This is a genomic window from Halomonas sp. Ps84H-12 (assembly GCF_024124725.1).
Taxonomy (GTDB): domain Bacteria; phylum Pseudomonadota; class Gammaproteobacteria; order Pseudomonadales; family Halomonadaceae; genus Vreelandella; species Vreelandella aquamarina.
Genome location: NZ_JAMXSJ010000037.1, coordinates 1 through 20,524, shown reverse-complemented (window position 1 = coordinate 20,524; position 20,524 = coordinate 1). Strand labels below are relative to the sequence as shown.

Annotated in this window: 19 protein-coding genes and 1 tRNA gene; 5 read left to right on the top strand and 15 right to left on the bottom strand. The window is 57.7% G+C overall.

The annotated features are described in order from the left end of the window. Positions 1-9 precede the first annotated feature (9 nt). Positions 10-318 carry a hypothetical protein gene (locus tag NH344_RS15440; RefSeq protein ID WP_058579742.1) on the bottom strand — a complete coding sequence of 103 codons (309 nt, stop codon included), beginning with the start codon at positions 316-318 and terminating at the stop codon, positions 10-12. A gap of 226 nt (positions 319-544) precedes the next feature. Here NH344_RS15440 and NH344_RS15435 point away from each other — a divergent pair, with 226 nt between their 5' ends. Both NH344_RS15435 and NH344_RS15430 read left to right on the top strand, forming a co-directional pair. After that, positions 545-1,021, top strand: coding sequence for a PepSY domain-containing protein (locus NH344_RS15435; protein WP_054640965.1), 477 nt, complete (start codon positions 545-547; stop codon positions 1,019-1,021). A gap of 216 nt (positions 1,022-1,237) precedes the next feature. Then, complete coding sequence (locus NH344_RS15430) at positions 1,238-2,269, top strand: DUF1853 family protein (protein WP_044628768.1); 1,032 nt, start codon at positions 1,238-1,240, stop codon at positions 2,267-2,269. 10 nt (positions 2,270-2,279) lie between these two features. Here the strand turns inward: NH344_RS15430 and proB are convergent, their stop codons facing one another. The 4 genes from proB to rplU form a co-directional block, all read right to left on the bottom strand. Beyond that, positions 2,280-3,440, bottom strand: coding sequence for a glutamate 5-kinase (gene proB, locus NH344_RS15425; RefSeq protein WP_228169070.1), 1,161 nt, complete (start codon positions 3,438-3,440; stop codon positions 2,280-2,282). A gap of 39 nt (positions 3,441-3,479) precedes the next feature. Further along, the gene (gene cgtA / locus NH344_RS15420) at positions 3,480-4,670 is read right to left on the bottom strand and encodes an Obg family GTPase CgtA (protein ID WP_044628769.1); all 1,191 of its coding nucleotides are present in this window, start codon (positions 4,668-4,670) and stop codon (positions 3,480-3,482) included. A gap of 170 nt (positions 4,671-4,840) precedes the next feature. Continuing rightward, a complete protein-coding gene (rpmA, locus tag NH344_RS15415) occupies positions 4,841-5,098 on the bottom strand; it encodes a 50S ribosomal protein L27 (protein ID WP_030071394.1) in 258 nt (85 codons plus the stop codon). A 30-nt stretch (positions 5,099-5,128) separates the two neighbouring features. Continuing rightward, positions 5,129-5,440: a 50S ribosomal protein L21 gene (gene rplU / locus NH344_RS15410; protein ID WP_016915863.1), complete on the bottom strand. Its 312-nt coding sequence runs from the start codon at positions 5,438-5,440 to the stop codon at positions 5,129-5,131. Between the two features lie 293 nt (positions 5,441-5,733). Here rplU and ispB point away from each other — a divergent pair, with 293 nt between their 5' ends. Next, the gene (ispB, locus tag NH344_RS15405) at positions 5,734-6,738 is read left to right on the top strand and encodes an octaprenyl diphosphate synthase (protein ID WP_253028094.1); all 1,005 of its coding nucleotides are present in this window, start codon (positions 5,734-5,736) and stop codon (positions 6,736-6,738) included. Positions 6,739-6,849: 111 nt separating this feature from the next. Then, positions 6,850-6,926, top strand: a tRNA-Pro gene (locus NH344_RS15400). Positions 6,927-6,989: 63 nt separating this feature from the next. Here NH344_RS15400 and NH344_RS15395 read toward each other — a convergent pair. The 9 genes from NH344_RS15395 to NH344_RS15355 form a co-directional block, all read right to left on the bottom strand. Then, positions 6,990-7,769 carry a sulfite exporter TauE/SafE family protein gene (locus NH344_RS15395; protein ID WP_044628782.1) on the bottom strand — a complete coding sequence of 260 codons (780 nt, stop codon included), beginning with the start codon at positions 7,767-7,769 and terminating at the stop codon, positions 6,990-6,992. A 31-nt stretch (positions 7,770-7,800) separates the two neighbouring features. Further along, positions 7,801-10,062 carry an ATP-dependent DNA helicase gene (locus tag NH344_RS15390; RefSeq protein WP_044628783.1) on the bottom strand — a complete coding sequence of 754 codons (2,262 nt, stop codon included), beginning with the start codon at positions 10,060-10,062 and terminating at the stop codon, positions 7,801-7,803. Then, positions 10,059-11,738, bottom strand: a complete 1,680-nt coding sequence (locus NH344_RS15385) for a VRR-NUC domain-containing protein (protein ID WP_044628784.1) — start codon at positions 11,736-11,738, stop codon at positions 10,059-10,061. Before NH344_RS15385 ends, NH344_RS15390 begins: the two co-directional genes overlap by 4 nt. A gap of 32 nt (positions 11,739-11,770) precedes the next feature. Further along, positions 11,771-12,157 carry a hypothetical protein gene (locus tag NH344_RS15380; RefSeq protein ID WP_044628785.1) on the bottom strand — a complete coding sequence of 129 codons (387 nt, stop codon included), beginning with the start codon at positions 12,155-12,157 and terminating at the stop codon, positions 11,771-11,773. Between the two features lie 109 nt (positions 12,158-12,266). Further along, complete coding sequence (locus NH344_RS15375) at positions 12,267-13,310, bottom strand: histone deacetylase family protein (protein WP_044628786.1); 1,044 nt, start codon at positions 13,308-13,310, stop codon at positions 12,267-12,269. Between the two features lie 13 nt (positions 13,311-13,323). Beyond that, a complete protein-coding gene (locus tag NH344_RS15370; protein WP_044628787.1) occupies positions 13,324-13,596 on the bottom strand; it encodes a GIY-YIG nuclease family protein in 273 nt (90 codons plus the stop codon). 9 nt (positions 13,597-13,605) lie between these two features. Further along, entirely contained in the window at positions 13,606-17,100 is a 3,495-nt protein-coding gene (locus NH344_RS15365; protein ID WP_044628788.1) for a bifunctional diguanylate cyclase/phosphodiesterase, read from the bottom strand. 36 nt (positions 17,101-17,136) lie between these two features. Beyond that, entirely contained in the window at positions 17,137-18,159 is a 1,023-nt protein-coding gene (locus tag NH344_RS15360) for a tripartite tricarboxylate transporter substrate binding protein (RefSeq protein ID WP_082051414.1), read from the bottom strand. Positions 18,160-18,181: 22 nt separating this feature from the next. Next, complete coding sequence (locus tag NH344_RS15355) at positions 18,182-18,649, bottom strand: YchJ family metal-binding protein (protein WP_058578622.1); 468 nt, start codon at positions 18,647-18,649, stop codon at positions 18,182-18,184. 155 nt (positions 18,650-18,804) lie between these two features. On the opposite strand from NH344_RS15355, the gene NH344_RS15350 reads away from it, so the two are divergent. Continuing rightward, positions 18,805-19,116 (top strand): hypothetical protein, encoded by a 312-nt coding sequence (locus NH344_RS15350; RefSeq protein ID WP_074211165.1) that lies wholly within the window; start codon positions 18,805-18,807, stop codon positions 19,114-19,116. A gap of 80 nt (positions 19,117-19,196) precedes the next feature. On the opposite strand, the gene argE is transcribed toward NH344_RS15350, so the two are convergent. Beyond that, positions 19,197-20,366: an acetylornithine deacetylase gene (argE, locus tag NH344_RS15345; RefSeq protein ID WP_253028093.1), complete on the bottom strand. Its 1,170-nt coding sequence runs from the start codon at positions 20,364-20,366 to the stop codon at positions 19,197-19,199. Positions 20,367-20,524: the final 158 nt, after the last annotated feature.

The following is a 20,524-nucleotide window of genomic DNA, read 5'->3' as shown; positions in this document are numbered from 1 at the left end:
GCAAACGTCTTAACGCTGCATCTCGCGGATGCGCACGCCCTCTATTTGCATAAGCTGGCCACTGTGACCGTCGAACTCAAACTCCACTACCTGCCCCTGGGGGCCAAGCAGCTTAATTTCATACTCAACCAGCCCGTCATCACGATCAATTTCGACTTCCAACACATCACCGATGTAGTGGGCGTCCAGCCAGTCAAGAATGGTCTCCAACGGCACTACATCACCACGCCGAACCTCGCTGTGTAACGCTTCCCAATGTTGGTCACCGGTCGCGCTACCCATCAGCATCAGCATCAGCATGAGCACCAACGCCAACATCAGCGCAAACTTATAGGGGAGCCGTTGCCAGGAGCGCTGCTTGAGTGGGAGAAGAGACGTATTTTTCATAACAGTAGGATGCCAAAGGCAACATGAACGCTAGATGAACAGCTTTGTCAGGTTAAGGAAAGAACCACAATGATATAAATACCCTGTCGCATTCGCTAACTGACCTTCGTTAGGCATCATCCGACAATGCATTCACTAAGCAAAGAAGGAATTTGATATGAACGTTATGAAAAAAATGCTGCTGATCCCAACTTCTGCTCTTCTGCTTGCCGCTGCTGCAGGTAGCGCCCAGGCAGACACTCAGCCGGTCGACCGGATTGATGACATTCTGACCTACGCTGCCGACTACGGGTTCACTCAGCTTGAAGAGATTAATGTTGATGACCGTGGCCGTGTAGAAGTAGAAGGCTGGTTAGACGATGAGTGGTACGCCGATGTGGACTTCTCCATGGATAACGGCGACACCCTGCAAGAAGAGCGTAAGCGCCTGATTACCGGTGCCTGGGGTATGAGCGAAGATGACGTTCGCCAAGCACTCAATGCTGCCAGCCAGGAAGGTATGACCGAATTTGAAAGCATCGATATCGATAAAAGCGGCATCATCGATGTTGAAGGCCGCGAGCAAAACGGTCGCGAGCTGGAACTGAGCCTGCGCCAGGGTTCTTTTGAAGTCACCCAGATGGATCGCGACTAATCGCATTCGCGTCTCGTACATCTAGCCGTACATTCTGTTAGTACGCTCTGTTAATACACTCTATTCATACACTCTCTGCGGCGGGCCTTCGGGCTCGCCGCTTTTTTGTACCTACGCATTCACTAGGATTTGATTGGCATCCCACATGAATGTCGTTAGCGTAGCCACCGGCGGTTAGCACAGCCGCCTCTCAAGCTAGCGAATAGGAGAGACTTTTTGACGACCTCCGCCGAAGGTGTCAGCGACGCGATACGCCATACAGTGCTGCGCGATCTCGCTTGGCTGTTAGCAACCCCCGATTTAGTCACCCTTGGCGCTTATCCTGGACGGCCCACAGGCTTAACGCTGGGCCTTACAGACAATCACCATACGTGGCTGACCGCTCTACTGCCCGGCGTTGAGGCGCTGAATGGCAAGCTAGCGACGCGCATGGGCCACTACCATGAGCGGCTGTGGCAGCTGTTACTGGATAACGCCCCTAATACCCGCCTGCTGGCCAATAATCTGCGTATTACTCAACGCCGCACGACGCTGGGCGAGCTGGATATGCTTTATCGCACGCGGACAAACCCAGTGCCGGTGCATTTGGAAGTAGCGATCAAGTTTTATCTTGGGCTTCCCGACGGGCCAGGCGAAGCCAACAGCCAAAGCCGCTGGATTGGGCCCGGTGGCTTGGACAGTTTGGCCTTGAAGTGCAGCCACCTGCTCCATCATCAGCTACCGCTCTCCCGTACTCGCACGGCGCAGGCGAATATTGCTCACTGGTTAACGCCCAGAGATACGGGCGAAGCGACCACGCTAAGCAACCTGCTGACCCAGCAGCTTGCCATGCCCGGCGTGCTGTTTTATCCATGGCAGCCCAACTTGCCACCACCTGTCGGGGCAACGGCCGAGCATCGGCGGGGGTGGTGGTGCCATCAATACGACTGGCCTAGCGTGGCCGAACGCTACAGCACGGCGCTAAAAGTCGCGTGGCTAGCAAAGCCCCACTGGTTAGCGCCGCCATCGCTCGACGCGTTTGGCAACGCCAATGAGCGGATGGAGGCCGTGATGGCACAGGTAAACCGCTACGGGCCGCAGCAAGTGATGCTGTACGACCCGAAGGGAGAAGAGAACTGCTGGGAAGAGAACTACTGGGAAAAGAGTTGCCAGGAAAATAGTGGCCAGGAGAGACCGCTAACGCGGCTGATGGTGGTACCCAACGACTGGCCGCGCCAGGTACCGCTACCGCCTAAGCGGCGTGGTTAACCCACCCGCCTTATACCACCACGAGATTATCGCGATGAATCAGTTCGTGGGCTTCCACGTAACCAAGGATGGCTTCGATCTGGTGGCTTGGCTGGCCCGCTAGCTGGCGGGCTTCGTCAGCGCCGTAGTTGACCAACCCCTTGGCCACGCGAGTGCCCTGCTCATCCACACACAGCACCATGTCGCCGCGCTTAAAACTGCCCTGCACGTCACGCACGCCAACGGCCAGCAGGCTAGAGCCTTTACCACGCAGCACGTTGACCGCGCCCGCATCCAGCACCAGCGTACCGCGCACCTGAAGCTGACCCGCTAGCCAGCGCTTGCGCGCTGCCATAGGGGCTTGATCCGGGCGCAGCAGCGTGCCGAGTGCTTCACCGTTCATTACCCGAGTAATTACCTCCGGCTGGCGACCACTGGCAATCACAGTTACCGCGCCGGAACGCGCCGCGAGCTGGGCAGCGCGCACTTTGGTGCTCATACCACCCCGGCCCAACGCCCCGCCGCTGCCTGCCACGGCGGCCAAGCGGGGGTCGTCAGCACGCCCCTCAGTAATCAGCGTGGCGTCAGGATTATGGCGGGGGTCGGCATCGAACAGGCCTTCCTGGTCGGTGAGCAGCAGCAGCGCATCGGCTTCCAGCAGGTTGGCCACCAGCGCGCCGAGGGTGTCATTATCGCCAAAGCGGATCTCGTCGGTGACGACGGTATCGTTTTCGTTGATCACCGGTACCACGCGCATTTCGACCAGCGTGCGCAATGCCGAGAGCGCATTCAGGTAGCGCTTGCGGTTAGAGAGGTCGTCGTGGGTGAGCAGAATCTGCGCGGTGAGCATGCCGTGGCGCGCAAAGTGCTGCTCGTAGCACTGGGTCAGGCCATTTTGCCCCACCGCGGCGGCCGCCTGAAGCTCGTGCACGGCGCTCGGACGCGCCTGCCAGCCCAAGCGCACCATGCCAGCTGCCACCGCACCGGAGGAGACCAACACCACCTCTTTACCCTGCTGATGCAGGGCGGCAATTTGATCCACCCAGCCGCCAATGGCCGCTTCGTCCAGCCCACGACCATCATTGGTGAGCAGCGCGCTGCCAATTTTGACCACCACCCGGCGGGCGCTACTCAGCGCCTCACGGCCCGGCAACTGCTCGTTGCTTTCCACGTCACGACTCTCCCACGCCATTGCGCTCACGCGATTTATCGTTCCCAGAACGCCTTCTGCCTACGGGGCGTACTCCACTTCGACATCGTAATCATCGTCGTCGAAATCGTCATCGTCTTCTTCATCATCGCGCTTACGACGACGGCCAAGGCGGGCTTCGGTACGGGCCACCGACTCCTCCTCCATGCGACGGCGCATCTCCTGCTCGCGGGCATGGGCCTCTTCGTCTTCGTTTTCCAGACGCTGCTGCTCGGTGAGCCAGCGGTACGCCGCCTGCACCAGCTTGTCAGTGCCTTCGCTGCTGATCGCCGAAATACGGAACACTGGACCGTCCCAGTTCAGCGCCTCGATGATCGCCTGGGCCCGCGCTTCGCGCTCCTCTTCCGGCAGCAGGTCGAACTTGTTCAACACCAGCCAGCGGGGCCGCTCGGAGAGCGCCGGAGAGAACTGACCAAGCTCGTGAATAATCGCCTGCGCGGCTTCCACCGGGTCGGACTCATCAAACGGCGCCACATCAACCACGTGGAACAGCAGCCGCGTGCGGGTCAGGTGCTTCAAGAAGCGCAGCCCCAGGCCAGCACCGTCGGAGGCACCTTCAATCAGCCCCGGTACGTCGGCCATTACAAAGTGCTCATGCATCCCCAGCTTCACCACGCCCAGGTTTGGCACCAGCGTAGTGAACGGGTAGTTAGCCACTTTGGGCTTGGCCGCAGAGACCGAACGAATCAGCGTCGACTTACCGGCGTTGGGCATGCCCAGCAGGCCCACATCCGCCATCACTTTCATTTCCAGGCGCAGGTTGCGACGGTCGCCTTCGGTGCCCGGCGTGGTGCGCCGCGGCGCACGGTTGGTGGAGGATTTAAAGTGAATATTCCCCAACCCACGGCGGCCGCCTTCTGCTACCAGCACGACCTGACCAATTTCGGTCACGTCGGCAATCACCTCAAGGGTGTCTTCATCAATCACCGTGGTGCCCACCGGCACTTTTACGTGCAGGTCTTCACCAGCTTTACCGCTCATCTGGCGGCCCATGCCGCCTTGCCCATTTTCAGCTTTGTAGAAACGCTGAAATTTGAAATCAATCAAGGTGTTGAGCGAATCATCACCAATCAGATAAACGCTGCCACCGTGGCCGCCATCACCACCATCGGGGCCACCCTTGGGCACATATTTCTCGCGGCGAAAGCTCAGACAGCCATTGCCGCCCTTACCTGCCTCAACAATAATCGAGGCTTCATCGACGAACTGCATTGGATTCTCCCGGCCGCTTCCGCCGCCCTCACTGCACTATCCCCACCCGCCTTATGCGGGCAAAAGGGATCGAAAAGACAAAAAAGCCCCGCCATGGCGGGGCTTTTCTTTCGTCATCTTCGCACTGCGTAAGTCATACAAACCAACTTACACAAAGCAACCGAGGTTGCTTAGGCAGAAACGATGCTGACGAATTTACGGTTGTTCGGACCTTTGGTCTCGAACTTCACGAAGCCGTCGTTCAGAGCGAACAGCGTGTGATCACGACCCAGGCCAACGCCAGTGCCAGCGTGGAAGCGCGTGCCACGCTGACGAACGATGATGTTACCTGCGGTTGCCGCTTGGCCACCGAAGAGTTTCACACCAAGGCGTTTGGATTCGGAATCGCGACCGTTACGCGTGGAGCCGGCTGCCTTTTTATGTGCCATTGCAAAATCCTCCTAAAGGGAATTGGCTGCTTACGCAGAAATTCCGGTAATTTTGACTTCAGTGAACCACTGACGGTGGCCCTGACGCTTCATGTGGTGCTTCCGGCGACGGAATTTGATGATCGTCACTTTATCGCCACGGCCGTGGGAAACGATTTCAGCGGAAACTTTGGCACCGCTAATGAAAGGTGCGCCAATGTTTACGTCATCGCCGTCTGCAACCAGCAGCACTTCATCAAACTCAATCGTTTCGCCGGTAGCGACTTCGATTTTCTCGAGCTTGAGGGTTTGACCTTCTTGAACGCGGTACTGTTTACCACCGCTTTTAATAACTGCGTACATGTCGCTCTCCGGACTTGTCGTTAATGCCGGTTACGCCCCGCGTAACCAACGCTCATCGCCTTCCGCTCTTATCGACCTGCTGCGAGTGGCGCCTCTTTTGGCAGCCATCTGACAGGGAGCATGATGAGTGGGTCGCGGATTATAACGACTATCGCTTCATACCACAAGGCCACCGGGGCTTGTCAATCTTCCAAACGCCTGCCTGGGCCTGCTTAGCGCGGCTATACCTTGACGCCTTACAGGCAGCCCCATAGCATGAGCTCCACTCTTACCTGCCGCGATGAACGGAACCCATGACAGCCAACGTCTCCTCAATCCCGCCTGCCAGCCCATCGCCTTCACCGCTGCACGCCGTGGTGGCCGATGACTTTGAAGCCGTCAACCGCACCATTGTTGCTCAGCTCAACTCTAAAGTGCCGCTGGTGGAAACCATCGGCCAGTACATTATTGAAAGCGGCGGTAAACGCCTGCGCCCGCTACTGGTACTGCTGGCGGCCCGCTCGTTGGGCTATGAGGGCGACAAGCATATTACCCTCGCCACGCTGATCGAGTTTATGCATACCTCCACTCTGTTGCACGATGACGTGGTGGATGAGTCGCACATGCGCCGGGGCAAAAAAACCGCCAACGACGCCTGGGGCAATGCGCCTTCCGTGCTGGTGGGTGATTTCCTCTACTCCCGCTCGTTCCAGATGATGGTGGATGTAGGCTCCATGCGCATCATGGCGATCCTATCCGGAGCCACCTGCGTGATCGCAGAAGGTGAAGTGCTGCAGTTGACCAACATTGGCAACCCCAGTATTTCCGAGGCGGATTACTTCGAGACCATCCAGGGTAAAACCGCGATGCTGTTTGAAGCCGCCTCCCATAGCGGCGCGGTGCTCGCCAAAGCCACGCCAGAACAGGAGCGCGCCCTGCAGCATTACGGCCGCTACCTGGGTCTCGCTTTCCAACTGATTGACGACTTGCTGGACTACCAAGGCGACGCCGAGGCGATGGGCAAAAACGTTGGCGACGACTTGGCCGAAGGCAAGCCCACGCTACCGCTCATTCACGCCATGGAGCGCGGCACCCCTGAGCAAGCCAAGCTGATTCGTCAGGTGATTCGCAAAGGCGGTCTTGAACAGCTAGACGACGTACTGGCGATTATTCACGACACCGGGGCGCTGGCGTACACCCGCGCACAGGCAGAAGAGATGGCGGATAAAGCGCTAGCTGAACTGGATTCACTGCCCCCTAGCCCTTATCGCGACAGCATGGCTCAACTTGCCCGCTTAGCCGTGGATCGCCAAGCGTAACCGACAACGCTTTTCGCGTTGTACAAAGAAAGGGCGTGAAAAAAGAGGCTTGAAAAAAGCCCTTCGCCTGCGTATGATTCGTCCCGTTGTTGGGCACGCCTCAGCAACTTTCGGAATATAGCTCAGCTTGGTAGAGCGCTGCCTTCGGGAGGCAGAGGTCGTAGGTTCGAATCCTGCTATTCCGACCAAGAATTCAATGAAAACGGCCACTTAGCTTTTAGAGCAAGTGGCCGTTTTTGTTTGTGTGCAAGTTACCCCGGCGGGTGAATCAGCCCTACCACACTGACCACAATCAGCACTGCGCCCAATACGCGAAAAAACAGCCCCGTATCGGCATTAAGCAAGTAGCGGTGGGCTTTTTCACCAAGCAAGTGGCCGATAAAGGCACAGGGCAGCAGCCACAGTTGATGAATGAGCTGTAGGTCAACGCCCGCAATCACAAACGACACCATTTTGATCACGACCAAAATAAACCACAGCACAAACATGGTGTCGCGTAACTGCTCTTTCGCGACATGAGTGGCGAACACGGACACAATCAGCGGTGCGCCAATCAGCGACGTGCCGCTAACGTAGCCCCCCAGCCCCAGCAGTACATAATCCACGTACTTATTGTTACTTCTAAACGGCTTATTTAGCACATAGCCGATGGCGTAGATGATCACGATACCGAAGATGATACTGGTCATCACATTGGCGGGCAGGGTGAGCAACCCAACCACCCCCACCAGCTTGGGCACGATCATGATCTTGAGCGCTTTGCCTAAATAGCCCCAGTCGATGTTGCTCTGAACCGCAGCGCTGCTGCCCGCCTGCTGCAGCTGACGATGCCCATTCCAGGCAATCCAACTGGAAAAAATCAGCAGATGAATAGCAATAATCGGCAGGAACACCAATGGTTCGTTGACGACGAGCAGGAGAAACGGCAGCGCCAAGACCGCGCCACCAAAGCCAAGACTGGTGCGCACAAAACCGCTCCAGGCAAAGATAAGCCCAATCAGCACGTACTGATACCAAAGTAAATCTGCCATAGCGTTGATAGGTTTCCTTACAGTGATGGGATCAGACTAACTGCCACCAGCGCGGCAGCAGTGCGCGCACCTGGGCATGGGCAAAACGGTCATCCATTAATACCACAACCCCTTCATCGTCGGGGCTGCGGATCACTCGCCCAGCGGCCTGTATCACCTTGATCACCCCAGGAATCCGATAGGTGTAGTCGTCTCCCCGGCCAAAGCGCGCCTGCAATCGAGCTTTCAGCGCTTCGTTAAAGTCGTTAAACGGCGGCAAGCCCAGCGTTGCCACAAAGGCACCGATCAATCGCTCACCGGGTAGGTCAATGCCCTCCGCGAAGGCACCGCCCAGCACCGCAAATCCAATGCCTTTACCGCCGGGCGTAAAACGCGCCAAAAACGCCTCGCGCTCGGGCTCCTGTATGCTTCGCGTTTGCGCAAACACCGGAATCTCAGGATGCGCCTGCTCGAATGCATTCATCACCTGTTCGAGGTAAGCAAAACTGCTGAAAAACGCCAGGTAGTGCCCCGGCTTGTGCTGATAGTGCGCCGCCAGTGTCGCCACAATCGGGGGCACCGACGCCGTGCGCTGATGGTAACGGGTAGAGATATCGCTACGCACATGGACCTCTAGCTGCTGCGCCACGAAGGGAGATTCCACCTCGCGCCATACGCTGCACTCCGGTAACCCCAGTAAGTCGCGGTAGTAGTGAAACGGCGACAGCGTGGCGGAAAACAGCACCGTACAGTGGGCGCGCTTAAAGCGCGGGGCGAGAAAGTCCGCCGGAATCACATTGCGCAGCCCAAGCACTGCACTTCCCTTGCCTTGAATCTCCAAATCGCACAGCGAGTGGTCGCCGAACGATTCCGCCAAGCGGCAGAATGCAAGCGCTTCGAACAGCAGTTCCTGGAGTGCCTGATTCGCCCCTTCGGGGTGCTCCACGAGATAATCAGTCATCGCCCCGGCCAGGGTATGCAGTGCGCTCACCAGTTTGGTGGGCAGCGTTTCTAGCAAGTGGTAACGCCGCTCCGGCACTTGGGCGGCCACCTCTTTATTGAGCGCCTGCCACTGCCTGCCTACGTGGGCCAGCGGCTTGGCTAAGGCGGGCGGGGAGTGACGGCGCAGGAAGCTCAAGCGCTGCTGGGAGAGCGCGGCGCTGTACATGCCACGAGCACGGTCTACCAGGTTATGCGCCTCATCCACCAGCAGCCCCACTCGCCAGTCGTTGGCTTGAGCAAGCCCGTGCAGCAGCGCGTGGCTATCGAACCAGTGGTTTACATCCCCCACCGCCACATCGGCCCAGCGGGCCAGCTCCTGACCCAAATAGTAGGGGCAAACCTGATGCGCCAGCGCCACTTCGCGCAGCGCATCGCGCGTTAGCCAGCCTTTTTCCACCGCCGCTTGGCGGGCGGCAGGCAAACGGTCGTAAAACCCTTTTGCTAAAGGGCAGGTATCGCCCTGGCAGGCGGTGCCGGGGTATTCACAGGCTTTATCGCGGGCGACGAGTTCCAGCACCCGCAGCGGCTGGGCAGGAGCCTCTAGGCTCACCAAGGCGTCGAGCGCGAGGCGGCGGCCAGGCGTTTTCATAGTGAGAAAAGCGATGCGGTCGAGCCGCTGACGGGGCATCGCAGAGAGCATGGGAAACAGCGTGCCCAGGGTTTTGCCAATGCCGGTGGGCGCTTGGGCCAGCAGGCAGCGTCCGGTGCTGGCGGCTTTAAACACATCTTCGGCCAACGCCCGCTGCCCTGGACGAAAGTCCACGTGGGGAAAGGTCAGCGTGGCGAGCCACGCATCGCGGCACTCGCGGTGGGCGGCCTCCTGCTCGGCCCAGGCTAAAAAGCGCTGGCACTGGTCGGCAAAAAACGCCGCTAGCTCCTCGGCACGGGCATCAAGCGTCAGCCGGGTTTCCTGGCCGCTGGCAATATCCAGGTACACCAGCGCCAGCGTGATGTGTGAAAGGCCGCGCTCGGCGCAGAGCAGCGCGCCGTATACCCTCACCTGAGCCCAATGCAGTGCTCGCTGGTTATCCGCCATGCGCGCTAGGCTGCTGCGATGGGTCTTGACCTCTTCAACGCAATTCGCCGCCACATCGAAGCCATCGGCGCGGCCCGCCACGCGTAGCCCCTGATATTCGCCGGAGAGCGGTAATTCGGCCAGGTAGCCCGCTATGTTTTCCCGCCGTTTGGCCACCAGCGCGTGGCCTTCAATGCCCTCTTGGGCGCTGGGAGCGGGGGTAAAACGGTGGTCGAGGTCGCCTTGGCGTGCGGTGAAATCGCACAGCGTACGCACCGCGACCCGATAGCGGCTCATGAAGTGGGCTGCCAGCGCACGTGGCACACCTCAACCGGCATGTCGTGGCGGCAGAAGAAATCAATCCAGCGGCGCTGGTTATCCTGCAGACGGTCACCGGGGCCTTTCACTTCGATCATACGGTAGCGAGGCTTCCCGGCGGGCGCATCGGGCATTAGCTGAATAAGATCCGGCAGGCCTGCCCGATTGTGCTTTAGGTCACTTAGCAAGCGGATAAAGCAGGCGCGTAGGTGCGCGGCGGGCAGGCAGCTAAGCGCGGCTGTTAACAGCGGTTCGCTCAAGACACCCCAGTGCACAAACGGCGAGGTAATGCCCTGCTTCGCGTGCCAAGTCGCTCGCATCGTCTCGCGGTAGCGCCCGTCGTCTAGCTGCGCCAGGCAGGCGTCGATCTCGGCTTGGCGCTGGCGAACAAAGTCCTCGCGGTACAAATCCGCAGGCCCACTATGAAACGGATGAAAAAACGCCCCCGGCAGCGGTTTGAAAATCGCTGGCCAGAGCAACAGGCCAAAAAGCCCGGTAATTAGGCAGTTTTCCACATAGAACACCGGAGTACTGGCGGTGGATAAGTGTTCGGCAACGGCGCGCTCTACCGATTGAGGGCCAGGAAGCTCCAGCACGTAGGTCGGGGCCTCGGCTGCTTTCACTACCTGGGGGGCGGGCTGGTTCAACTTGCGCGCCAAGCGCGGCAACAAGCGCCCAAGCGCTTGGGTTTCGCTCTCTCTCGCCTGCTCGCGCGCGGCCTGAGCGAGTTCATAAGCTTCTGAGTAGCGCTTCAGGCGTTCCAATACTCGCAGCCTGCGTATGCGTGCCTCGCTGTTAGTCGATTCGGCGTACAGCAAAAGCGCTTGTTCTGCTTCACCGCTGCGTTCCGCCGTTTGCCCCAGGGTCAGCAGCAGCCGCGAACGGCGTGCGTCTAGCCAGCGGTTGCCGGAGGCTGCGGGCACATCAGCGGCCAGTCGATCTGGCGGCTCGCCGCTCTCCAGGCGCTCGCGCAGGCGGTGCAGCGTGAGGTAGGTATCCACCTCTTCCCGGCGCTGAAACGCGCGAGACTCTGCGGTCAGCGGCACTTGTTCAAAACGCTGCAAGCCAAGCTCGGTGAGCACGAACTCAGCCCAATCTTGGCGCAGGTTGCCAAAGAACATCAGCCGCAGGCGGTCGCACAGCGCCATGACGTTGAGCCGCACGATGTGCGTTGTTGCGGCAGGCCACCACTGGCGCAGCGGTATTGAATCGGTAAGCACCGGCATTAACGCGGCTTGGAGCGCCGTTTTGGTGGCATTAGACGACAGCCCAGCGGCGCTGATAGGAGCTTGCAAGGCGTGGCGCAGCTCGCTTAAGCGCAGCAGCCGAAACACCTCCTCCCCACTTAACAGCGGCGCGTCATCTACCCAGCCAAGCGCCAGTAGCGGCGCCAACGCCTGATGGGTGTCGCCAATTTCAGGGTAGCTGAGCTTATCCACACGAAACAGCTCGCCTTTACGCATCACCATCCGCACTAATAGCGCTTGAGAAGCGCGAGGCAGCTGCGACCACTGCTGAAGAACGTGATGCTCATCGGCACTGAGTAAATCCCCGTGGCGCGCCTGCACCCACGCGACCAGGAAGCGAAAATTCGCTAAGTAGTAGAAAGGATCATCGAGGGAGGCGGTCGCCGGAGCGGCAGAGGCACTGTTCATGCATCCATTGTAACAGTGCAAGCAGTCGTGGGTTAACCCACGCGGTGTTGGTAAAGCACTTCCAAGGCATCGTCAGCGGCTTGCTCTTCGGCGTTCGGTGTGTCAGAGGATGGCTCGCTCACGCGCGGGGCAGGCTTCGCTTGGGCAGCTGGCCTGCGCCCGCCGACCAGCACATACCACTCTGCTTCGGTGAGATAGTGCTGGCACCAGCGGCTGAGGCCATCGGCCACGGCGTCGCGACTGCGTTCGCCGCCTCGAAACGCGGTCGCCAGGTGAAGCAAATCCTGGCGGGCAGTGCGAGCACGGGCGTTTCCCCCGTGCACTTTGGAAAGCGGGCAGCGTCGGTCATAGGCCGCGTTGGTGAGGGCATTTAGCCAACGCTCCACTTCATGTGCCTGAATACCGCCGTAAACTGCCACGTGCCGCTCCCGCGTTGAACGATCAAATTAAAAAAGAGAAAACGACCTATAGCATAGGCCAAAAAGGCATAAGACTGCCCGAATTTCGTGCAACTGTCACCTTAATGCCTTATTTCGCGCCCTGCATGACCTCCTCAAACCCTTGTAAGACGTTCACCACGTTGACCCCGATATCCTCAACGGCATAGCCCCCTTCCATCAAAAACACGCAGGGTAGCCCGGCGGCGGCAAGGCGCTGCCCGAGGGCAATAAAGTCGGCGTGTTGAAAGGTAAACGCGCTGATCGGGTCACCTTCAAAAATATCCACACCCAACGATACCACCAGCAATTCACACTCTGCTCTATGGATATGCGCCAGCGCCTCATCCAACGCGGCCATCCACGTCGCAACGGAGGTGCCCAGCGGCAGCGGGTAATTGATCGTGAAGCCTTCACCTACTCCTTCGCCGGTTTCGTCGCTGTAGCCCGAAAAGTAAGGGAAGGTCACGTCAGGGTCGCCGTGGAGCGAGGCGAACAGCACGTCGTCACGGCGATAGAAGATCTGCTGGGTGCCGTTACCGTGATGAAAATCCACGTCGAGAATCGCGACACGGCGCTTGCCAGCGTCCAGCGCGCGCTGGGCAGCGATGGCGGCATTATTAAAAAAGCAGTAGCCGCCGAATTGATCCACCGCCGCGTGGTGGCCCGGCGGACGGCACAGGCCGAAGGTCGGCTCACCAGTAGCGAGGGTATGATCGGTTGCCGCCAGCGCGGTATCTTTACTTGCCATGGCAGCGGCAAAGGTGCCTTCCGTAATCGAAGTTTCAGCAGCAAGGGCGTAGTAGCCCAACTGGCCGCTCACCGACTGGGGAATACGGTCACCGCGCATCGTACGGGCTGGCCAGATATTGGGGATGGCCTCGCCCGCGTGGCCCGCCGCTTGCCATGCCTGCCAGCAGTTTTCCAAGAACGCGACGTAATCAGCATCGTGAACCGCCAGCACGGGCGCAAGGCCGTAGTCACTGGGCGAACGAACTTCAAACGCGGCTTTGCTCAAGGCAGCCAATACCAAATCCATCCGCTCGGGGCACTCAAAGGGGGTAACTAAAGCGCCATCGTGCAGTTCGCTACGGGCTTGGCGCTGGCGGCTACCTTCGGAAAAAAACGTTAGCATGCGGTTTCCTTCTTTATGCGTGATACGGCCAGTCAGCTGCCCAGCGACGCTTTTGGGCTGGGGTCTGCTGCTTTAACTGATACTCAGCACGGCTGGCAGCGGCACGGTCGGCAAAGGGTTGCACGCCCAGTAACGCTAGTGGCGGGTTTGCCCGGGTATAGCGCGCGCCTTTACCCGTCGCGTGGGCTTGGTAGCGTTTGGCGAGGTTGTTAGTAATCCCTACATAGGTACCGCGCCTACACTCAAGCAGGTACAAATACCATGGAGAAGTGGCTGTGTTTTCCATAGCGGCTCGTTAGCTGTTCGTAGCGGTAGACACTTCCTGTTCGGCCATTAAACGCTCAAGCTCTGCCAGCGGCATGGGTTTCGCTAGCCCAAAACCTTGGAATAAATCACAGCGGTACGCCAACAGTCGCTGATGCTGCTCGTTGGTTTCCACGCCTTCAGCCACCACATTAAGGCCTAGGTGGTGAGCCATGGAGATTACCCCCTGCACAATAGCTGAATCACCGTCGCTGCTGGTGATCTCACTGATAAAACTGCGATCAATTTTGATCGTGCTGATCGGCAAGTGCTTGAGATAGCTCAAACTTGAGTAGCCAGTACCAAAGTCATCAATCGACACACTGACCTGCATAGTGTGTAACTCATTAAGAATATTGATTGCTGCGTCGGTATTATCCATCAGGATGCCTTCGGTCAACTCTAGGGCCAACTGCTCTGCTGGCAATCCAGTATCCAATAACGTTTGACGCAGCGTGGCTAGAAAGCTGTCACGGTGGAACTGCAAAGGCGAAAGATTCACCGCGACCCGCAGCTCCCCCAACCCGCTGCGCTGTAACTTGAGCATATCCTTACAGGCCCGCTGCAGCACCCATTCGCTGATGGGCATAATTTGCCCAGTAGCCTCCGCCAAGGGAATAAAGCGTGCAGGGGAAATATAGCCTTTGGTGGGGTGCGGCCAGCGCAGCAGCGCCTCCACACTGGCAATCTGCCCCTGCCGATCCATCAGCGGCTGGTAATGTAGCTCAAACCCTTGGTGATCAATGGCTTCTTGGAGGTCGTTACGCAGACTAACCCGCTCCCTGGCCTGCTCATTGATATCGTTGCTGAACCACGCATAGGCGTTACGGCCTTGCTGCTTGGCTTTGTACATCGCCATATCCGCCTGCTGAATCAGCGTTTGCGGCAGTGGAGTATCGGGCTGGCTCATGGCAATACCCACGCTGGCGGTCAAATACAGCTCATGGCCAGCAATACAGTAAGGCTTAGCGAGCGCTGGCAATAAACGCTCCGCCACGTCAATCACTTGCCCTTTATCAACGATATTAGTAAGCAGTAGTACAAATTCATCGCCCCCTAGCCGGGCAACCGTATCCGCTTGCCGCAGGGCAGCACGCAGGCGCTTAGCGACCTCTATCAATACTTGGTCGCCCACTGCGTGCCCTAGCGTGTCATTGATGGGCTTGAAATCATCTAGATCTACAAACAACACGCTAATGCGCTCACCACTTTCTTGGGCATGGGCGAACCGTTGATGCAGCTTTTCTTCAAACTGCATACGGTTGGGTAAGCGAGTGAGGTCATCGTGGGTGGCATGATAAGCAAGGCGTGCCTCATAAGCTTTATGCTGTGAGATATCGTGCTGCACACCTACAAAGTGGGTGATATGCCCTTGGTCATCCCGCACTGGAGACACATATAAGTCGTTCCAGAACGGCGTGCCATCTTTGCGGTAATTGCATAGCGTCACCTGGGTCTCACGCTGCTCCTGAATACCACAACGTAGCTTAGCGACCATGGCAGGATCGCTATCAGGCCCCTGCAAAAAACGGCAATTCTGGCCAATCACTTCACTTTGTGAGTAACCCGTCATAGTGCTAAAAGCTTGGTTAGCATACACAATCGGCACATCAGGCTGGCTGGCATCAGCAATTACCACCCCGTTCACACTGGCTTCCACGCTGCGCTCAAGGATACGCAGCCGAGTCTGCTGCCTGCGTTTCTCTGTAACGTCTTGGGCGATACCGTAAACCCCTTCAACACTGCCATTCACTGTGATGGGTAAGCTGATCAAATCCAGAATACGACGCTGCGATTGACTATCGGTGATGGTAATTTCATTACGTGAAATACCGCCCTGCAGAACGTGCTTAAAATACGATTTGATATAATCACGCCCATGCTCTTCTACAAAGTCAGAGAAATGACGCGCGACAACTTCCTCAAGAGGAAAGCCGATCACCTTGCCGCAGGTTGTATTGGCCGTCATGAAATAGCCGCTTTTATCCAGCGAAAATACCGCGTCCGGATGATGTACAAACAGCGAACGGTAGCGCTGCTCACTCTCCTCAAGGGAGTGACGAGCCGCCGCCAGCTCTCTTGCGCGGGCGGTACTTGCCCCGGCTAATCCCACACTAAATGCCAGCAACCAGCTCATCACCAAGCCACCCACCGTGACGCTAATGGGCATTACACCTAATAAATACCAGTTGTAATGCTGGCCTGGGTAGGCGCGCAGCGTTAGGTTAACGCCCCCTGGCAGCCCAGCCAGACGGCTTGCCAATACCAATGAGGAAGAAGTGATGTTAGCCCTAGCAAACCCGGAGGGATGAAGCGTCAGCAGCAGTTGCTCGCCTCGGCTGACGCTGACCTGAAATGGCCCTAAGGCTAACCGCAGCTCATTATTCAGCAACGTGCTTAAATCTATCGCGGCCAATAGCTGTTGCGATTGGCTAGAGACAGGAATGGCCATCAGCATCATGCTGCGCTGCTGGTTATCGGGCACTAGCAAGCGCGGGCGCTCAAAAGGAATACTGAGCCAAGATTGTACGGTGGGCTTGCTGAGCTGGCTCAATAGCCAGTCGCCGTTCTCTTCATTGCGCCCCTGCGACCAGATTACCCTGCCCTGGTCATCAGCCAGCGCAATCTCTATTAAACTCAGCGTATCGCGAAAATAGTTTTGGGCATCTTGTTCAAACAGGCCTTCGCTCTGGCCCTGGTCAGCAGAGACAATCTCTAGCCGCTCGGCCATGCGCTGCATTAACCGAAGCTGCTCTGCCATGGCCTGCTCAGCGTTAAGCTGAACACTATCTAGTAGATAGCTCGCCTGCTTCTCAATTGAGTCACGCTGGTGCATGCTAAGCAGAAGCCACGCCAAGCTGCTAGCCAGCACACCTGCCAACCCGACTATAACGGTTAACCGGCCAGGGCTTAGGCGTGCAGCACGATGTCGCCAGCCTGCCACCAATAGAGCAGCCCCTAACAGCACAATAAATACCAGGACTGCGATGGGCGAAGAGCTAAACAGCGGTTGATACAGCTCATCGCTTTGCCAAAGCTGGGCCAGCACAAAGCCGCCAAAAAGCAGGAGCCCAACCCCTGTGATCCGCCATAACAAGCGCCATGGTGAACTGCCAACGCCGCCCCCCAAACAAGCACTAACCCAAAGCAAAAAGAGCGTTGATAGCGAGGTCATGCGCCTTTCGCCGGTAATCAGTGACTCGCCAACCCCTTGATCAAGAGAGTTATGGGCCAGGGTATATGCCGTGAGCGCCAACAGTGCGCCTGCAGCGCCCCAACGCAGCCAAGGCCAGTGGCACAATGTCGCCAATAAGCTCATGCCGATCAAGAGGATCGCCAACGAAGCATCAGGAACCAACATAGGCCCAAGCAGCATCTTCGGCAGCACAAGCCCTACCAACAGACCTGCGCCGCCCATAAAGAGCAGCGTCGCTGACACCATTAATAGCAGCGTCTCAGCTGCTAAGTCACGCGTGTTTGATGGCATGAATCCCACTCGCTCCTGTGCGTGGTCAGTCGGCTGCTAGCGTTCAAACGAAACAGCCTCCGCCAGCGCTTTAAGCTGCTGGTATTGTTCATCAAGGTAGCGTCCGTAAGCTTCTCGCGGCCGGAAGTCTACGCCGGAACCGTGGATATGCTGCAGTGTATGGACAAGCGATGGTTGGGCTAGGGCCTGTTCAAATGCGCCTGCCAATCGCGCAAGACGTTCTGGTGGTGTATCCAACGGGGCAAACAAGCCTCGATCAGTCGTATTCACTAACTCAACGCCTTGCTCCATGAGCGTTGGCACCTGCGGCAATGCCGACAGGCGCGTTTCGCTGGCAACGCCAAGGGGGGTGAGTGCTCCCGCTTTGAACAGCTGGCTTGCTGACGGCAAATTCAGCATCGCGAAATCCAATTCGCCGCCTAACAGAGCCACTACCTGTGCACCGGTATCGGGATAGTGCACAAACTGTACGTCGTCGATCGAAATACCCGTTTGCTCAAAAAACTGTAACCAGAAAAAGTGATCCGTTGAGTGCGGTATCATGCCAAACAACAACTCGCCGGGCTGCTGCTCCACCATGGCGGCAATTTGGCTGGCCTGAGTAACAGAGTGCCCTGCATAGGTCGCGGGAATATTAACGGTGCGTGTTAATAGTGCCACTGGTGCAAAGGCATCGTGGTAGTAATCCGCAAAGCCAGCAAAATAGGCAAGATCAATCGTTTGATGGCTGCCAAGCAGAGTGTAGCCATCAGCGGGCGCCTCTTTAACAAACTGCGAGCCAAGCGTTGCGCCATTACCCGGCATATTGATTGGCGTAACCGGCACTTCCAGATACGTTTGCGCTTGCTCTGCGATCGCCCGGAACAGCACATCCGTAGCGCCGCCTTCGCCAAACGGCACCACCAGGGTAATATCAGAAGTAGGAAAAGGGGCGCTGCTCAGCTCTGCCTGATCACTCGCTTGGGTGCTGGCAGGCAGCCCAATACCAAGAGCGACCGCAAAGGAAGTGCGTAGCAGTATCCTACGGCAAATAGTCAACAGTACCTGCAAAGCGTTCACCCCCTCTCCTGCCTCATACTACTTAGCCTTGCTGGCAACATACCTTGAATTTTCGCCCACTGCCACAAGGGCAAGGCTCATTCCGGCGTGGTTTTAAACGCATGACACTAGGCGTACCGTCGATATACCACCAGCGCCCCTCTTCCCGTACAAAACGCGAGACTTCCTCTAGCACATGCCAGCCACCCGACTCACGAAAAGTGGCGCGAAAATGTACGGAGCCTTGGTCATTTTGCACGGTTGGCGCGGCCACAATATCGAGCGCAACCCACTGAGTATCAGGATCGGGTGGTAGCTGCTGAGGGCGGGTCGAGGAATGCCAGGTGGCAAGTAGGTAGTCACGCTGATTCAACGCGAAAGCAGTGTATCGTGATCGCATCAGCGCTTCGGGCGTTGGTGGCAGCGTGACCCCTTGATAATAGGGCTGGCAGCAGGTTGCCAGCGGAGTATTGCTACCGCAGGGGCAACTTTTAGGCAATGAGTGAGTCATAGGAGTGGCTCTGGCTTGTGCAAGGAGCAAACGATGTAGATGTTTTGTTTCGGTATTAACCCTGAGTTAGGTATAGTAACAGAGCAAGATCCCTAGACAGACGGAGTACGACAACACGATCGATCATTCTTTCCAAACGCAGTGGAGGTTCTCCTATGAAGGTTTACAAACCGGAATGGCAGTGCACGTTTAGCGTAAACGAAGGCGCGGAAGAATCAGCAAACTGGAAAGAGCGAATCGCGTGGCGGCTTAGAGGGTTTGCCGACCGGCTTGAAGGCGGCGGCCGCACGATAAAAATCGACTGCAGCGTCTCGCCACAGGTGAGCCGTGACGAGATAGATACCTGCTTGGGCAAAGGGTTTGAGGTCACACAACGACTGCTAACCCAGCTTGCCCAGCAGCAGGCGTGCGAAGATGTGATGCGCCATGCGAAAGCAGAGCTTTACGAAGAGCAGCATCAGCACTAACAGCCAGACCGTAAGCGTCTCAAGAAAACACCCGCCCGATCACACTGGCGGGTGTTTTTTATTGGGTGCAAATAAACGCGTTAGCCTGAATATGGCGTTTCCAGAGCGCTGCCTAAGCGCTGCATAAACGCACTACATTCATCGAGCTGCGCCGTTTCAATATACTCATCCGGCTGGTGGGCCTGGGCAATACTGCCCGGCCCTAAAATGATGGTTTGCAGCCCCTGCCCCTGGAACTGACCGGCTTCCGTGGCATAGGCAACCGCGTGCTGGCAGCAGCCGTCCGGCAAATGATCCTGCGCTAACCGCAGCACCTGCTGATTGTCTCGGTCGGCCAGCCCCGGTACCGTCACGTTCAGCGGTTCAGTAATAATTTCCACGGTTTTGCCCTGAGCACTTAACGCCTCACTGAGCGTTGCGCAGTAGTCGCTAAAGCGCCCGTACACCTCTTCAAAGGTTTCTGTGGGTAGGTGGCGAATTTCCCACTCGAACTGGCACTCCCGAGCCATGATATTAATGGCCGTGCCGCCTTTGATTTTACCCACATGCAAGCTGGTATGGGGCACGTTAAAAGCCTCATCCACGCGCCCCTCTTCCACCAGCGCGGCCATAGTGTCCTCGATGAACGTCACTAGCCTTGCGGCCACGTGGATCGCGGACGTGCCCTGATTCACTTGGCTGCTGTGCGCTTCACGGCCAATCACTGTGGTACGCAGGTTGGTCGCACCCTTTTGCGCCACCACCGGCTGCATGCTGGTGGGCTCGCCGACAATCACGTGGGCCGTGGTGGAGTAGTGCTCATAAAAGCGCTTAATCAGGCTGGGGGCGCCCACGCAGCCGATCTCTTCGTCATAAGAGAAGCCGAAGTAGATCGGCTGCTTCAGCGGTGCCTTCGCCCAGGTGGGCACCATGGCGAGCGCGCAGGCAATAAAGCCCTTCATATCGCAAGTGCCGCGGCCATACAAACGGCCATCACCGCCATCGCGCAGGGTAAACGGGTCACTGCTCCAGGGCTGGCCAGCCACGGGCACCACATCGGTATGGCCAGACAGCATCACGCCGCCGGGGGCATTCGGGCCAATGCGGGCAATCAGATTGGCTTTGGTACCGCAGGGGCTCATCACACGCTCGGCGGTCACGCCGTAATCGGCTAAATAGCGCTCAACAAACTCAATCAGCGCCAGGTTCGACTCGCTAGAGGTGGTATCAAACGCCACCAGTTGGGTCAGCAGCGCAGTTACGTTCGTCATGTTTATCTCGTTGGTTAGGCTTTTTAGCCACCCTAGCAGCCTGTCGGTCTTTCCGTTGCACCGTGAGATACTGACCACCGTCATCGCCGAGCTGAGAAGATCGCCATGAGCCGCTTCATCCCTGTGGATCGCCAGACCGATTACCTGCTGCCGCCTTC

What these genes read in the sequence shown, in the direction of transcription:
- NH344_RS15440 (WP_058579742.1), bottom strand. Translation starts at nt 318, where the DNA reads ATGTTGGCGTTGGTGCTCATGCTGATGCTGATGCTGATGGGTAGCGCG.
- NH344_RS15435 (WP_054640965.1), top strand. Translation starts at nt 545, where the DNA reads ATGAACGTTATGAAAAAAATGCTGCTGATCCCAACTTCTGCTCTTCTG.
- proB (WP_228169070.1), bottom strand. Translation starts at nt 3,440, where the DNA reads ATGGCGTGGGAGAGTCGTGACGTGGAAAGCAACGAGCAGTTGCCGGGC.
- cgtA (WP_044628769.1), bottom strand. Translation starts at nt 4,670, where the DNA reads ATGCAGTTCGTCGATGAAGCCTCGATTATTGTTGAGGCAGGTAAGGGC.
- rpmA (WP_030071394.1), bottom strand. Translation starts at nt 5,098, where the DNA reads ATGGCACATAAAAAGGCAGCCGGCTCCACGCGTAACGGTCGCGATTCC.
- rplU (WP_016915863.1), bottom strand. Translation starts at nt 5,440, where the DNA reads ATGTACGCAGTTATTAAAAGCGGTGGTAAACAGTACCGCGTTCAAGAA.
- ispB (WP_253028094.1), top strand. Translation starts at nt 5,734, where the DNA reads ATGACAGCCAACGTCTCCTCAATCCCGCCTGCCAGCCCATCGCCTTCA.
- NH344_RS15395 (WP_044628782.1), bottom strand. Translation starts at nt 7,769, where the DNA reads ATGGCAGATTTACTTTGGTATCAGTACGTGCTGATTGGGCTTATCTTT.
- NH344_RS15390 (WP_044628783.1), bottom strand. Translation starts at nt 10,062, where the DNA reads ATGAGCCGCTATCGGGTCGCGGTGCGTACGCTGTGCGATTTCACCGCA.
- NH344_RS15385 (WP_044628784.1), bottom strand. Translation starts at nt 11,738, where the DNA reads ATGAACAGTGCCTCTGCCGCTCCGGCGACCGCCTCCCTCGATGATCCT.
- NH344_RS15375 (WP_044628786.1), bottom strand. Translation starts at nt 13,310, where the DNA reads ATGCTAACGTTTTTTTCCGAAGGTAGCCGCCAGCGCCAAGCCCGTAGC.
- NH344_RS15370 (WP_044628787.1), bottom strand. Translation starts at nt 13,596, where the DNA reads ATGGAAAACACAGCCACTTCTCCATGGTATTTGTACCTGCTTGAGTGT.
- NH344_RS15365 (WP_044628788.1), bottom strand. Translation starts at nt 17,100, where the DNA reads ATGCCATCAAACACGCGTGACTTAGCAGCTGAGACGCTGCTATTAATG.
- NH344_RS15355 (WP_058578622.1), bottom strand. Translation starts at nt 18,649, where the DNA reads ATGACTCACTCATTGCCTAAAAGTTGCCCCTGCGGTAGCAATACTCCG.
- NH344_RS15350 (WP_074211165.1), top strand. Translation starts at nt 18,805, where the DNA reads ATGAAGGTTTACAAACCGGAATGGCAGTGCACGTTTAGCGTAAACGAA.
- argE (WP_253028093.1), bottom strand. Translation starts at nt 20,366, where the DNA reads ATGACGAACGTAACTGCGCTGCTGACCCAACTGGTGGCGTTTGATACC.